The 13,678-nt window shown below is 70.5% G+C and carries 14 protein-coding genes; 9 read left to right on the top strand and 5 right to left on the bottom strand.

What is annotated here, in order from left to right; genetic code table 11:
- Nucleotides 1-951 (bottom strand): mitochondrial fission ELM1 family protein, encoded by a 951-nt coding sequence (locus BLT45_RS03430; protein WP_093295196.1) that lies wholly within the window; start codon nt 949-951, stop codon nt 1-3.
- A gap of 137 nt (nt 952-1,088) precedes the next feature.
- On the opposite strand from BLT45_RS03430, the gene BLT45_RS03435 reads away from it, so the two are divergent.
- The 6 genes from BLT45_RS03435 to BLT45_RS03460 all read left to right on the top strand — a co-directional run bounded on the left by BLT45_RS03435 (nt 1,089) and on the right by BLT45_RS03460 (nt 5,980).
- Nucleotides 1,089-1,676 carry a malonic semialdehyde reductase gene (locus BLT45_RS03435; RefSeq protein WP_093295199.1) on the top strand — a complete coding sequence of 196 codons (588 nt, stop codon included), beginning with the start codon at nt 1,089-1,091 and terminating at the stop codon, nt 1,674-1,676.
- A gap of 22 nt (nt 1,677-1,698) precedes the next feature.
- Nucleotides 1,699-2,277 (top strand): YceI family protein, encoded by a 579-nt coding sequence (locus BLT45_RS03440; protein WP_093295202.1) that lies wholly within the window; start codon nt 1,699-1,701, stop codon nt 2,275-2,277.
- A gap of 143 nt (nt 2,278-2,420) precedes the next feature.
- Nucleotides 2,421-2,618 (top strand): zinc-finger domain-containing protein, encoded by a 198-nt coding sequence (locus BLT45_RS03445; protein ID WP_056879274.1) that lies wholly within the window; start codon nt 2,421-2,423, stop codon nt 2,616-2,618.
- 36 nt (nt 2,619-2,654) lie between these two features.
- Nucleotides 2,655-3,794, top strand: a complete 1,140-nt coding sequence (locus BLT45_RS03450) for a glycosyltransferase (RefSeq protein ID WP_093295205.1) — start codon at nt 2,655-2,657, stop codon at nt 3,792-3,794.
- Between the two features lies 1 nt (nt 3,795).
- Nucleotides 3,796-5,085: an O-antigen ligase family protein gene (locus tag BLT45_RS03455; protein ID WP_254771776.1), complete on the top strand. Its 1,290-nt coding sequence runs from the start codon at nt 3,796-3,798 to the stop codon at nt 5,083-5,085.
- Entirely contained in the window at nt 5,075-5,980 is a 906-nt protein-coding gene (locus BLT45_RS03460; RefSeq protein WP_093295211.1) for a lysophospholipid acyltransferase family protein, read from the top strand. The genes BLT45_RS03455 and BLT45_RS03460 overlap by 11 nt, the downstream gene beginning before the upstream one ends.
- Here the strand turns inward: BLT45_RS03460 and lpxL are convergent.
- On the bottom strand, nt 5,971-6,903 hold the full coding sequence (gene lpxL, locus BLT45_RS03465) for an LpxL/LpxP family Kdo(2)-lipid IV(A) lauroyl/palmitoleoyl acyltransferase (protein WP_093295214.1): 933 nt from the start codon (nt 6,901-6,903) through the stop codon (nt 5,971-5,973). The two genes, BLT45_RS03460 and lpxL, sit on opposite strands and share 10 nt — an antisense overlap.
- A gap of 39 nt (nt 6,904-6,942) precedes the next feature.
- On the opposite strand from lpxL, the gene waaA reads away from it, so the two are divergent.
- Nucleotides 6,943-8,244 (top strand): lipid IV(A) 3-deoxy-D-manno-octulosonic acid transferase, encoded by a 1,302-nt coding sequence (waaA, locus tag BLT45_RS03470; protein ID WP_093295217.1) that lies wholly within the window; start codon nt 6,943-6,945, stop codon nt 8,242-8,244.
- Nucleotides 8,241-9,464, top strand: coding sequence for a CaiB/BaiF CoA transferase family protein (locus tag BLT45_RS03475; RefSeq protein WP_093295222.1), 1,224 nt, complete (start codon nt 8,241-8,243; stop codon nt 9,462-9,464). Before waaA ends, BLT45_RS03475 begins: the two co-directional genes overlap by 4 nt.
- A 152-nt stretch (nt 9,465-9,616) precedes the next feature.
- Here BLT45_RS03475 and BLT45_RS03480 read toward each other — a convergent pair whose 3' ends face one another.
- The 3 genes from BLT45_RS03480 to BLT45_RS03490 form a co-directional block, all read right to left on the bottom strand.
- On the bottom strand, nt 9,617-10,963 hold the full coding sequence (locus BLT45_RS03480; RefSeq protein ID WP_093295226.1) for a TolC family outer membrane protein: 1,347 nt from the start codon (nt 10,961-10,963) through the stop codon (nt 9,617-9,619).
- A 21-nt stretch (nt 10,964-10,984) separates the two neighbouring features.
- On the bottom strand, nt 10,985-11,641 hold the full coding sequence (locus BLT45_RS03485; RefSeq protein ID WP_093295229.1) for a protein-L-isoaspartate O-methyltransferase family protein: 657 nt from the start codon (nt 11,639-11,641) through the stop codon (nt 10,985-10,987).
- A 146-nt stretch (nt 11,642-11,787) separates the two neighbouring features.
- Nucleotides 11,788-12,456, bottom strand: coding sequence for a TetR/AcrR family transcriptional regulator (locus BLT45_RS03490; protein ID WP_093295232.1), 669 nt, complete (start codon nt 12,454-12,456; stop codon nt 11,788-11,790).
- A gap of 79 nt (nt 12,457-12,535) precedes the next feature.
- On the opposite strand from BLT45_RS03490, the gene BLT45_RS03495 reads away from it, so the two are divergent.
- Nucleotides 12,536-13,675, top strand: a complete 1,140-nt coding sequence (locus BLT45_RS03495; protein WP_093295235.1) for an efflux RND transporter periplasmic adaptor subunit — start codon at nt 12,536-12,538, stop codon at nt 13,673-13,675.
- The last annotated feature ends 3 nt before the right edge of the window (nt 13,676-13,678 follow it).

Raw genomic sequence — 13,678 nt, forward strand, 5'->3', positions numbered from 1 at the left:
TCAGCGCATCAGTCGTGCGTGCACGTCCGCTGCGATGCGCGCGGTTTCCCGCAGCGGTTCGACGGCGAACGGTGCGATCGCGCCGTTCAAGGCGCGGATGCGTCCACGCTGCTGCAAGGCGTCCAGGAAGCGACGCGGGCGCCCGCCGACGCGTTCCGGTTCGAACACCTGCACCGGTGCCGCGGTGGCGCAAGCTTCGGACAGCATGTTGACCGAATCCGGCGTGCAGACGATGCGGTCGGCCCAGGCCAGCAGGCCGGCATAGGGATTGGGGCCGTCGGACGCATCGCACCAGAGCACCGTATCGGCGCGCGATGCGAAACGTTGGCGAAGCGCGGCGACGACATCGGCCGGCGTGCGGCGCGAGGTCGTCACCAGCAGGCTTCCATCCGTCGCGGCCTCATTGAGACGGGCGGCGAGGCGCTCGAACGCGGCGATGTCGAAGGCGTAGTGCGCACTGCCGCCACCGACCAGGATCGCCGTGCGCGGTGAGGGCAGGGCGGCGAACGCCGGGAACGCCTCGCGCGCATCGGTCAGCCACGCCTCGTCCACCGGATTCAGGCTGCCGAGCAGGGTGAGTACGTTTGGGCCGGTGAGTCCGTCGTGCGCCGGCGCGATGACCAGGTCCCAATGCGAGGGATCGATGCGCGGGTCGAGGATCTGGATCACGCGGCTGCCGCGCTCGCGCAGCAGGCGCGTCGCCAGCGCGGCCTGGCGACCGCAGCCGATGGCCAGCGCGGGCGGCGCGTCCCAGGCGGCGCGGAACGCGGGGCCGAAGGCCTGCGCGCTGCCGGGCAGTTTTCTCGGTGCCAGCCAGCGCCAGGGCGCGTGCCGGGCCAGCACGATGTCCTGTGCGGCCTGACCCAGCGCGCGTGCCAGCGCCTGCGCCTGGCGCACGTTGCCGGCATGGCCGTCGGTGAGCGTGCAGAGGCGGGTCGAATCGGCCGTCACGGGGCTTTTCCGTTCCACTGGTTAAAACAATCCGTTCCGGGACGGCTGGATGTTGCCATAGTCAGGACACTCTACACTGCCCCCGCATTCGCTGGCCCGGGACATCGGGCTCCGTCCTCTTCTGCCGCAGGTTTCCCATGCCCCAAGCCCTCGACGCCGCTTCGCTGGACCAGCTGTTCCGCACCGCCCGCACCTACAACGCCTTCGGTGGCGAGGTCAGCGACGAGACGCTGCGCCAGCTGTACGACCTGCTGAAGTTCGGCCCCACCCAGGCCAACACCACCCCGGCCCGCTTCGTGTTCGTGAAGTCCGCCGAGGCCAAGGCCAAGCTGGGTCCGGCGCTGGACGAGGGCAACTACGCCAAGACGATGGCGGCGCCGGTCACGGTGATCATCGGCCGCGATGAAGACTTCCACGAGAAGCTGCCGTTCCTGTTCCCGCATACCGACGCCAAGGCCTGGTTCGACGGCCCGCGCGAGAACCGCGGCAAGCCTGCGCTGCGCAACGCCAGCCTGCAGGCGGGCTACCTGATCCTCGCCGCGCGTGCGCTCGGCCTGGACGCGGGGCCGATGACCGGCTTCAACAGCGCCAAGGTCGACGACGCGTTCTTCGCCGGCACCGCGATCAAGTCCGACATCCTGGTCAATCTGGGCCATGGCGACCCCGCCAGCCTTTTCCCGCGTTCCCCGCGCCTGGGCTTCGACGAAGCCGCACGCATCCTCTGACCCCACCACCTGGAGATTTCCCATGCGCAAGACCCTGCTCGTCGCCGCTTTGTTCGCCTTCGCCGGTTCCGCCTTCGCCGCGCCGGTGACCTACAAGCTCGACCCCGGCCACACCAATGTGCTGGCCAGCTGGAACCACTTCGGCTTTTCCAACCCGAGCGCCAACTTCGGCCAGGCCGACGGCACCCTGGTGTATGACGCCGACAAGGTGTCCGCCTCGAGCGTGCAGGTCACCCTGCCGCTGACCGGCCTGAGCGCGCTGGCCGACCAGTTCTACGACCATCTGACCAGCGACAAGTGGTTCGATGCCGCCAAGTACCCCACCGCCACCTTCAAGAGCACCAAGGTCGAGGCCGCGGGCGAAGGCAAGCTGAAGGTGACCGGCGACCTGACCATCAAGGGCATCACCAAGTCCGTCGTGCTGGACGTGACCCTGAACAAGGCCGGCGAGCACCCGATGAAGAAGGTGCCGGCGATCGGCTTCGACGCCACCGCCACCGTCAAGCGCAGCGATTTCGGCGTGGGTGCGTACGCGCCGATGGTGAGCGACGACGTGACGCTGAAGATCACCACCGAAGCGACGGCCGACGCGAAGAAGTAAGCGCCTTTCGGCCGTCCTCCCGGCCGATGCGTCCCGGAACGCCGCCCCGTCCAGGGCGGCGTTCTTCGTTTGCGGCCCCGCGCCTTGGGACGTTCCGGAGCGGCTGGTAGACTGGCCGCCCCCGTTTCGCACCGTCCACCGCCATGAGCCAGACCGCCACCGCGCCCGCCAACGCCGAGAAGCGCTACACCGTGAGCCGCGCGGACCTGCCGCTGAGCTGCCCGCTGCCGTCGATGGCGCTGTGGAATTCGCACCCGCGCGTCTACCTGCCCATCGAGGACGCGCCGGGTGGCGACGTGCAGTGCCCGTACTGCGGTTCGCATTTCGTCCTGGCCGACTGACAGGCGGATGCGGGCCACGCGCGCGCCCGGTCGTCGATGCGCCGCCTGACCGTCGTCCAGTTGCTGCCGGCGCTGGAATCCGGCGGCGTCGAACGCTCCACCCTCGAGATCGCCGATGCGCTGGTGCGCGCCGGCCATCGCGCCATCGTGGTCTCGGCCGGCGGCCGGCTCGTGCCGACGCTGTTGGCCTCCGGTGCGGAACACATCCCCCTCGATATCGGCCGCAAGTCGCTGCTGACGCTGCGCCATGCCGGCGCCTTGCGCCGCCTGTTCGCCGAGGTGGGCGCGGACATCGTGCATGCGCGTTCGCGCCTGCCCGCCTGGCTTGGCCTGTGGGCCTTGCGCGGCATGGCTGCGACCTCGCGTCCGCGCTTCGTCACCACCATGCACGGCTTGAATTCGCCCGGGCGCTACAGCGCGGTGATGACGCGCGGCGACCGCGTGATCTGCGTGTCGGACACGGTGCGCCGCTACCTGCTGCAGCACTATCCGCGGGCCGATCCCGCGCGGCTCGTGGTGATCCCGCGCGGCATCGATCCGGCACAGTTCCCGCGGGCGCCCTCACCCGATCCCGAAGCGCGGGCATGGGCTGCCGCGCAGCATCCCGCCCTCGGGGGCGAAGGCCCGCTGCTGCTGCTGCCGGGGCGGGGCACGCGCTTGAAGGGGCATGGCGACGCGCTGTCGCTGCTTCGACGGCTGCGCCAGGCGGGCGTGGATGCGCGCCTGTGGATGCCCGGTACGCGCGAACAAGGACGCGAGCCCTACGTCGCCGAGTTGGAAGCCGAAGCGCAGCGCGAGGGCATCGCCGATGCGCTGGCCATCACCGCCCCCACGTCGGCGATCGCACGCGCGTATGCCGCCAGCGATCTGGTGCTGCAACTCTCGCGCAAGCCCGAAGCCTTCGGCCGCACCGTCATCGAAAGCCTGTCGGTGGGCCGTCCTGTCGTAGGCTGGGCCCACGGCGGTGTCGGCGAACTGCTGGCCGGGCTGCAGTCGCAAGGCGCCGTGCCGGCGTTCGAGCAAGACCGCCTGTTCGATACCGTGACAACGCTGCTCGCCCATCCACCGCCGCCATTGGCTACGATGGACGCCTGTTCCCTGCGCGCGATGCAGGAAGCGACACTGGCTCTCTACCACGACCTTGCCGATGACCGCCGACCCGTCCTCGACCGCTGACATGCCCGCACGCCGCGCCCATGGATGGCGCTGGGCGCCCGCATGGGTGCTGACGTTCGTCGCGCTGTGGCCGGCGCCGGGATATGCGGAAGCCGTGATGGTGCTCGGTGCGCTGGCGGCGATCGTCCGTCTGCTGCTCGGGCGCTTCCGCGGTGGCACGCGCCTGCTGAGTGGCGCGGCGTGGGCGCTGACCAGCGCGTTGTTCGCGGCGTACTGGCTGCCGCAGGCCATCTCGGCCATCGACGCCGTCGATGTCGGTCGTGCGCTGCGCGAAGCGGCGGTGGACCTGCGCTACCTGCCGTTCCTGTGGCTGGTGGCGGCCGCGGTCGCCAATGCCCAGGCGCGACGCACGACGTTCAACGGCCTGGCGGTGATCGTGGGCATCTGGACGCTGGACGCGCTGGCGCAGGTCGCGTTCGGCACCAGTCCGCTGTTCTGGGGTCTGGACCAGCTCAAGCAACTGATCAGCGGGCGGCCGATGTGCACCGTCGAGCAGATGGCCGGCATCGACCGGTTGAGCGGCTTCCTCGGCCCCTGCAACCGCAAGCTCGGCGTGGTGATGGCCAGCCTGTCGCCGTTCCTGCTGTTCGCGGCCGCGGCGCGCCTGCGCGTGGCGGGGTGGTTGCTCGCCTCCGCGGCGGTCGGCGTGGTGGTGTTGTTGGCGGGCGCGCGCGCCGCGTGGATCACCTATGCGCTGGTGCTGGTGTTCTCCGGCTGGAAGCTGCTCGGCTGGAAGCGCCTGTTGGGGGTGTTCGGGTTCGGCCTCGTGCTGCTGGGCGTGCTCACCGTCGCGTCGACGCAGGTGCGCGAGCGGATCCTGTTGACCACGCACGCGCTCACCGCCGATGAAGCCGGGGTGGACACCGCGCTGTCCGGCCGCGCGCAGATCTGGTCGGCCGCCGGTTGCATGATCGCCGGGCATCCGATCAACGGCGTCGGCGCCCGGGGCTTCCGCCAGGCGTACCCGGATTGCGACGGCAGCCCGGCGTCGCGCCCGGCCTGGGGTCAGGGACCGGCCTTCCACGCGCACCAGCTGGTGCTGGAAGTGCTCAGCGAGACCGGCATCATCGGCTTGCTGCTGTGGCTGGCCGGGGCCGCGCTGGCGTGGCGGGCATGGCGCTACGCCACGCCGCAGGCGAAGGAGCGCGCGCGCCCGGCGATGCTCGCGCTGGCGGTGACCGTGTTCCCGTTCAACACGCACCTCGCGTTCTATTCGACGTTCTGGGGCGGACTGACCCTGATGCTGGCGGCGCTGTACGCCGGCAGCCTGCTGGCGCGCGATGACGAATGAGGCCGGACGTGCGCGACGCTGCGCGTTCGTCGCCCCCGCTAACCTGATCGCTGCGGCGATCGCGGCCTTGCCGCAGCGCGCATTGCTCGCGCTCGGCACGCTGGCGACCTGGATGCTGTGGCCCGCACTGGGCAAGCGGCGCCGCTACGCGGCGACCAACATCGCGCTGTGTTTCCCGGAAATGGACGCGACGGCGCAGGCGCGCCTGCTGTGCGCCAACCTGCGCGCCACGGTGACCGGCGTGCTGGAACTGGTGCGCGGCTGGTTCGCTTCGTCCGACCGGCTCCGTGGCCTCGCCGATGTGGAAGGGCTGGAACACGTGCGTGCGGCGCGCGCGCGCGGGCAGGGCGTGTTGCTGTTCGGCGGCCACTTCCCGCATTCGGAACTGTGCGCGCGCCTGCTCGGGGAAGCGCTGGGCGAGCGGGTGACGATCGTCGCGCGCCACAACAACGATGCCTGCATCGAACGCTGGCTCGATGGCGCACGCCGGCGCGCCTTCGCCGATGTCATCGGCAAGAAGGATGTACGCGGTCTGCTGCGCACGCTGTCGCGCGGCGGCATCGTGGCGTACTCCGCCGATCAGGACTTCAACTACCAGAACGCCTTCGTGCCGTTCTTCGGCATTCCCGCCGCCACCCTGACGGCGACACCCGACCTGGCGCGACGCGGCAATGCGGTCGTATTGCCGTTCTGGTTCCATCGCAAGGCGGACGGCCGCTACGCGCTACGCGTCGAACCGACGTGGGAGGGATGGCCGAGCGGCGATCCCGCGCGGGATGCGGCGCGCTACATGGCCGAACTGGAAACCGTCGTGCGCCAGCACCCCGAGCAATACCTCTGGGTGCACCGGCGCTTCAAGACGCGGCCCCCGGGCGAACCCGGCCTTTACCGGTAGAGTTCGCCGCGGCCGTCGGGTTGGCGCTTGAAGCGTCGATGGATCCAGAGGTACTGCGTGGGCGCCTCGCGCACCATGGCTTCGATCGCGGCGATCACGCGCGCGGTGTCGGCGGTGGCGTCCGAAGACGGGAAGTCCTCGAACGCCGGCGACAGCGTCAGCGTGTAGCCGCCGTCGTCGCGTCGCACGTGCGAGAAGGCGATCACCGCCGCGCCGGACAGCCGGGCCAACTGGTGCGTCGAGGTCAGGCTGTAGGCGGGATGGCCGAAGAAGGGCACGAACACGCTCTCGCCGCGGCGCGTGTCCTGGTCCGGCGCGAACCACAGCAGGCCGCCCTGCTTGAGGTGCTTCAGCGCGGGACGCAGCTCGTCGCGGGTGAACATCGCGGTGGCATAACGCAGGCGGCCGCGCTTCACCGCCCACTCCATCGCCCCTTGGTCGTGTGGCCGATACATGCCGGCCAGCGGTGCGTAGTCGCACATCAGGCGGGCGGAAATTTCCAGCGTGGTGAAGTGGCCGGACACGACAATGACGCCGCGTCCCCCGGCCTGCGCCGCGGCCAGGTGCTCCAGGCCCTCGACGCGTACGCCGCCGCGCATCGGCGCGACGCTGCCCCACCAGGCGCGTGCGAATTCGAACAGGCCGATGCCGAGCTCGCCGAAGCTCGCCCGTGCGAGCGCTTCCTGCCGCGCCGCATCGAGTTCGGGGAAACACAGGGCGATGTTGCGCAGGGCCACGTGCCGGCGTTCGCGCATCAGTGCGAACAACAGGGCCCCGATGGCGCGCCCCAGCGGACGCTGCAGGCCCCAGGGCAGGCGCGCGGCGAGCCACGCCAGGCCGACGCCGGCCCAGGACGGCCACTGGCGCGGCCCCAGGGGCGGACGCTCGGTCGCGTCGGGAGATCGCTTCTGGGATTCGGCCATGACCCATTGTAGCGGCGGCCCCGGGTATCCTTGTCGACGATGCCGAACCGAACCGCCGAACGCCTGCTGCGTGCCCTGTATTCGGCGGTGCTGTACGTGCTGACGCCGGTGACCGTCTACCACCTGATCTGGCGCGGGTTCCGCTACCCGGAGTACTTCCAGCGCTGGAACGAGCGCTACGGCAGCTACGACGCCGCAGCGCGGCCGGTCGATGTCTGGCTGCACGCGGTGTCGGTAGGCGAGGTCAATGCCGCCGCGCCCGTCGTGGATGCGCTGCTGAAGCGCCACCGCGGGCTCCGCCTGCTGGTCACCACCATCACGCCCACCGGTTCCGAGCGCGTGCGCGCGCTGTGGGGCGACCGCGTGCTGCATGTGTATTCGCCGTACGATCTGCCCGGCGCCGTCGCGCGCTTCCTCGACCACTTCCCGCCACGGCTCGCACTGATCATGGAAACCGAGCTGTGGCCCAGCCTGCTGTTCGGCTGCCACGACCGCAAGGTGCCGGTCTACATCCTCAACGCGCGGCTGTCGGCGCGTTCGCTGCGCGGCTACAGCGTGCTGCGGCCGCTGATCGCGCGGACCCTGCGCACCGTGCGCCGCGTGGCCGCGCAGTCCGAAGGCGACGCGGCGCGCTTCATCCAGCTCGGTGCCTCACCGGAGCAGGTGCGCGACGTGGGCAACCTCAAGTTCGATATCCCGGTGCCGCCCAACGTGGAGGAGGTGGTGGCCGGTTTCCGCGGGCACCTCGCGCAGGGCCGTCCTGTGTGGATCGCCGCGAGCACGCACGAGGACGAGGAAGCGTCGGTGCGCGAGATCCATGCGCGCCTGCGGCAACGCTGGCCGAACCTGTTGCTGCTGTGGGCGCCACGCCATCCGGAGCGCTTCCCGCGCGTGGCCGACGCCGCGCGCGAGGCAGGCTGGAAGGTCGGCACGCGTCGCGCGGACCAGTGGCCCGCCGGCGACGACGAGGTCTTCGTGCTCGACACGCTGGGCGAACTGATGGCGTTCTACGCCTGCGCCGACGTGGCCTTCGTCGGCGGCAGCCTGCAGGCGATCGGCGGCCACAACCTGCTCGAGCCCGCGGCGGTCGGCACGCCTGCCGTCACCGGGCCGCACCTGCACAACTTCAGCGAGATCTCCCGCCGCCTGAAGGAAGCCGATGCGCTCGTCATCGCGCCGGATGCCGCCGGCGTCGCCCACGCGCTGGAAGACCTGCTGGGCGACGACGCGCGCCGCGCAGCGATCGCGGCGCACGGAAGGGCGCTGGTCGAGCATGGCCGCGGTGCGCTCGCGCGCACGCTGGTGATGATCGCGCCGCACTTGCCCGCACCGGTGGCATGAGCGCGGCGTCGCCGCGAGCGCTGGCCGGTGTGCGCGTGCTCGATCTCACGCGCGTCCTGGCGGGCCCGTGGTGCACGCAGGTGCTCGCCGACCTCGGCGCGGATGTGATCAAGGTGGAGCGTCCCGGCAGCGGCGACGACACGCGTGGCTGGGGGCCGCCGTTCCTGCGCGATGCGTCCGGGATCGATACGGACGAATCCGCCTACTACCTCTGCGCGAACCGCGGCAAGCGCTCGCTGACGGTCGATCTGTCGACCGCCGACGGGCGGGCGGTGATCCGCCGCTTGGCCACGCAGTGCGACGTGCTGGTGGAGAATTTCAAGGTCGGCGACATGGCGCGCCATGGCCTGGATGCGGCGACGTTGCGTGCGCTCAATCCGCGCCTGGTGTATTGCTCGATCACCGGCTTCGGGCAGGACGGGCCGTATGCGCAGCGCGCGGGCTACGATTTCGCGGTGCAGGGCCTGGGTGGCCTGATGAGCCTCACCGGCGAGGCCGGTGGCGAACCGCAGAAGGTCGGCGTGGCGGTGGCGGACCTGTTCACCGGCATGTACGCCACCGTCGCCATCCTCGCGGCGCTGCGCCATCGCGACGCCACCGGCGAGGGACAGGTCATCGACATGGCGCTGCTGGATGCGCAGGTCGCGATGCTCGCCAACCTGGGCAGCCACACCCTGGTCGGCGGCGAGCTGCCGCCGCGGCAGGGCAATGCGCACGCCAACATCGTGCCGTACCAGGTGTTCGCCGTGGCCGATGGGCACCTCATCGTCGCCGTGGGCAACGATCGCCAGTTCACCCGCCTGTGCGAACTGCTCGACCTCGCATCGCTCGCGCAGGATGCGCGCTTCGCGACCAACGCCGCGCGCGTGCGCCATCGCGAGACGTTGGTGCCGGTGTTGCAGGATGCGTTCCGTGCGCGCGGGCGCAGCGCGTGGCTGGCATCGTTGGAAGCAGCCGGCATTCCCTGCGGGCCGGTGAACGACCTGGCCGATGTGTTCGCGGATCCTCAGGTGCGCGCGCGCGGCATGGTCGTCGAGGTGCCGCATCCGTTGTCGGGCGCGGTGCCGCTGGTGGGCAGCCCGATGAAGCTGTCGGCCACACCGGTCGATCCGCCGCGTGCGCCGCCGATGCTCGGGCAGCACACGGTGGATGTGCTGCGCGAGGCCGGGTTCGGTGATGACGAGATCGCCTTGCTGCGCCAGCGTGGCGCGATCCGATAGGGGTGTTGTGGGAGCGACGTGAGTCGCGATGCCTTGGTGCGATAAGAGCCAAAGCGCTCGCGACTCACGTCGCTCCCACGAGAATCCCAAGTGCAGAAACGACGACGGCGGGCCGAAGCCCGCCGTCGTGATCGCGCGCGAGGCGCGAGGGGTTACTGCGAAACCGGCTGCGACGACAGGCGCGCTTCGGCGTCGGCGGTCAGCAGGCGGTTGACGTCCTGCACGTCGGCGCCGTCGAGCGTGCCGGCGGCCTGTTCCAGCAGCAGGCGGTTCTGCAGGAAGTTGTAGCGGGCCTGCGCGTACTCGACCTGCGCCTGGAACAGCGTGCGCTGGTTCTGCAGCACGTCCAGCACGGTGCGGGTACCGACTTCCAGGCCGACCTGCGAGGCATCCAGCGCGCTCTGCGCGGACACCACGGCCAGGCGGCGGGCTTCCACTTCGCTGACACCGGCGACCAGCGCCTGGTAGGCGTTGCTGGTGTTGCGGATCAGCGCGCGGCGGGTCTGCTCCAGGCCGTCAGAGGCGCGGTCGCGCTGGGCCAGCGCCTGGCGCACGCCGGACTGGGTGGCGCCACCGGAGAAGATCGGCACGGTCAGGGTCACGCCCCAGGAGTAGCCCTCGCCGTCCTGCGACAGGGTGCCCGGCACGCTGTCCCAGTCGGTGCCGTTGGAGTAGTTGCCGCGGAAGTTCAGCGTGGGGTAGTGGCCGGCGCGCGCGCTGGACACGCCGTGCTGCGCCGATTCCAGCTGGTACTGCGCCGACTTCAGGTCCGGGTTCTGGTCGATCGCGCGGTCGACCCACGCCTGCGCGTTCTGCTCGGCCGGCAGTTCCGGACGGAAGTCGTCCGGCAGGCCCTTCAGGCCGCTGATCGGCTGACCGGTGATCTCGGCGAGCGCGCGGTAGCTGTCGTCCAGGGCATTGCGGGCCAGGATCGTGTTGGCGCGCGCGCTGTCGTACTGCGCGCGGGCTTCATGCACGTCGGTGATCGGCGCCAGGCCGACGTCGAGGCGCTTCTGCGCATAGTCGAACTGCTTCTTCGAGGCGGCTTCGTTGGTCTCGGCGGCGGCCAGCGACTCGATGCCGATCAGCACATTGAAGTACGCAGCCGAGGTGCGGGTGATCAGGTCGTTGTTCGCCGAGGCCAGGTCGTAGTCGGCGGCCTGGCTGATGGCCTTCTGGCCACGCAGGTCGGCGATGCGGCTCCAGTCGAAGATCGTCTGGTTCAGCGACGCGCCGTAGCTGCGGCTCTTGCCGTCGCCGGTCGGGTCGCCCGGACGGCTGTTGTGGGTGAGGTCGTAACCGGCGCTGCCGGTGATCTGCGGCAACAGCGCAGCGCGGGCCTGCACGGCGCCTTCCTTGTCGATCAGGCGGGTGGACTCCGCGATGGACAGGGTGGTGTCGCCGGCGCGCGCCAGCTCATAGGTCTGCATCAGGTCGGTGGCACTGGCCGCGGACGGCAGGGCCAGGGCGAGCGCAAGTGCGAGGGGGCGACGGCTCATGCGGGTTCCTTTTTGAATGCTTCAGAAGACGAACTGGGGCGCCGGCGCGGCGCCGACAAGATAGGGGAGGTCGGTCTCGAACAACGATTCGATGCGCGGACCGTTGACATCGTGGGCGTGCAGCACGGCTTCCATCACCGGCGATGCCCCGCGCACGACGAACAGGCGGCCACCGGGACGCAGCCACTGCAGGAAGCGGGCCGGTACGGTGGCGACGGCGCCGGTCACGCAGACCACGTCGAAGCGGCGGTCGGTATCCCACGTCAACGCATCGGCGGTCTCGATGCGGACGTTGTTGCCCAGTCCGGTCGCGTCCAGGCGCGCACGCGCGGCGGCGGCGAGCTCGGGCTGGATTTCCAGGCTGACGACGTCACGCGCCAGGTTGCCCAGGCAGGCCGTGAGATAGCCGCTGCCGGTGCCGATCTCCAGCACGTCCTCGCTGGCCTGCGGCTTCAGCGCCTGCAGGGTGCGGCCTTCGACGACGGGCTTCATCATCGACTGGCCGTGGCCCAGCGGCAGCTCCAGGTCCGCGTACGCGAGGGCGCGGTGCGACTCGGCCACGAAGGCTTCGCGCGGCAGCGCGGCCAGCGTGTCCAGCACGCGCGCATCCAGCACGTCCCAGGGACGTACCTGCTGCTCGACCATGTTTTCGCGGGCCTGGGTGTAATCGATCGTCATGGGGTGGTCATCCGACGCGGGGGGCTGGGCCGGGCATTTTACCGGGCCGGCTGCGTCCGCGCTGGGCAAGGATCGGGGTACCCGTCGCGGCCGGCGCAGTGCCGGAAGTCACCGCGACCTCCTGCGTGCGGGGTTGGGCTTCAGCTTCACCGCCGGCCATAGGCCCTCAGGAACATGTCCACGGTGGCGTCGATGTGGCGGCCCACATCGGCCGGACGGGGCTGGCCGCACAGGCCGCAGGTCATGCGCGCATGGACTTCGCCCTTGATCAGGGTGAAGAACTGCACCGACGCGGTGGCCACGTCGGGGATGTCCAGCTCGCCCTTGGCGACCTGGGCCTGCAGCAGGGCGGCGAACGCGTCATGGGTGCGCTGCGGGCCGGCTTCCCAGAAGGTCTGCTTGAGCTTGTCGTCGATGTTGCCGGGGACCATCATCATGCGGTGCGTGCTGATGGCCTCCTCGCTGGTGATCAGCGCGAAGAAGGCCTGGGCGATGGCCTTGAGCTGGTCGCGCAGGCTGCCCTTGAGTTCGATCTCGAACAGCGCGTCCGGCAGCATCTCCTCGCACTTGGCCTGCACGGCCGCGGCGAACAGGGCGTCCTTGTCGCCGAAGTGGCTGTAGACCGTCAGCTTGGAGACCCCGGCCTCGGCCGCGATCTGGTCCATGCTCACGCCATTGAAGCCTTCGCGCGCGAACAGCTGCTTGGCGGCTTCCAGGATGGCGGCGCGCTTGCCCAGGTCCTTGGGGCGGCCCGGCCCGCTGGCGGGCTTGGCGGTGGGCTTGCGGCGGCTGGCGGAGGGGGGTGGGCTGACCATGATCTAATACTAGACTACTCGGTTCGATATTTATACTATACCGCCAAGTCCACTAATTGAAATGCCCACGGAGCGGTTTATGCGCCAGTCGCGCTGGAACGGAGTGTTCGGGATCGTCCTGGTCGGCCTGGCCGCCTGCAGTGCGGAGAAGCCGGCGGAATCGGCGCGGCCCGCCCTGGTGGTGCAGCCCGGTGGCGGCGCGGAGGCCGCGCTGTCGGCCTACGCCGGCGAGGTGCGTGCCCGCGAAGAAAGCCCGCTCTCCTTCCGCGTCGGTGGCAACCTCATTCGCCGCAACGTGGATGCCGGCGCGCGCGTGCAGAAGGGCGAAGTGCTCGCCTTGCTGGACGCAGGCGACTTCGCGCTGCAGGCGCAGGCGGCAAAAGCGCAGCTGGCCGCGGCCGATGCGGACCTCGTCCGTGCGCGCGGCGACCGCGACCGCTACGCGAAGCTGGTCGGCGACAAGCTGATCAGCCAGTCCGCCTACGACGCGCAGGTCGCGGCCTACAAGGCGGCCGAAGGCCAGGCCCGCGCCGCGCGCGCGCAGATGGATGTCATGCAGAACCAGGAAGGCTATTCGCAGCTGCGCGCACCGCGCGACGGCGTGATCGCCAGCCGCCAGGCCGAAGCCGGCCAGGTGGTCGCCGCCGGCCAGACCGTCTTCACCCTGGCCGCCGACGGCGGTCGCGAAGTGGCGATCGGCCTGCCGGAAAACCGCATCCGCGATTTCAGCGTCGGCCAGCCGGTGATGATCGAACTATGGAACGCGCCGGGCCAGCGCCTGGCGGGCGCCATCCGCGAGATCGCGCCGGCCGCCGATGCGCAGACCCGCACCTACGCCGCCCGCGTCAGCCTGGTCGGCGAAGCGATCCAGCAGGTCGAGCTGGGCCAGAGCGCGCGTGTCTACGTGCAGGAGAACGGCACCCAGGCGGCGTTGAAGCTGCCGCTGTCGGCCGTGCAGCGTGGCGAAGACGGCAAGACCTCGGTATGGGTGGTGGATCCCGCGACCGGCAAGGTGCGCGCGCAGGCGGTGCAGCTTGGCCGCTACGGCGAATCCTCGGTGCCCGTGCTCGGTGGTTTGAAGGCCACCGACTGGGTGGTCGCCGCCGGCGGCCACCTGCTGCGCGAAGGCCAGGCCGTCACGCCGGTGGACCGCAGCAACCGTCCGCTGAAGCTCGCCGCCGGTGGCGGCGCGGCCGCCATCGCGACGCGCTCGGAGTAAGCG

Source organism: Pseudoxanthomonas sp. CF385 (assembly GCF_900104255.1).
Lineage (GTDB): Bacteria > Pseudomonadota > Gammaproteobacteria > Xanthomonadales > Xanthomonadaceae > Pseudoxanthomonas_A.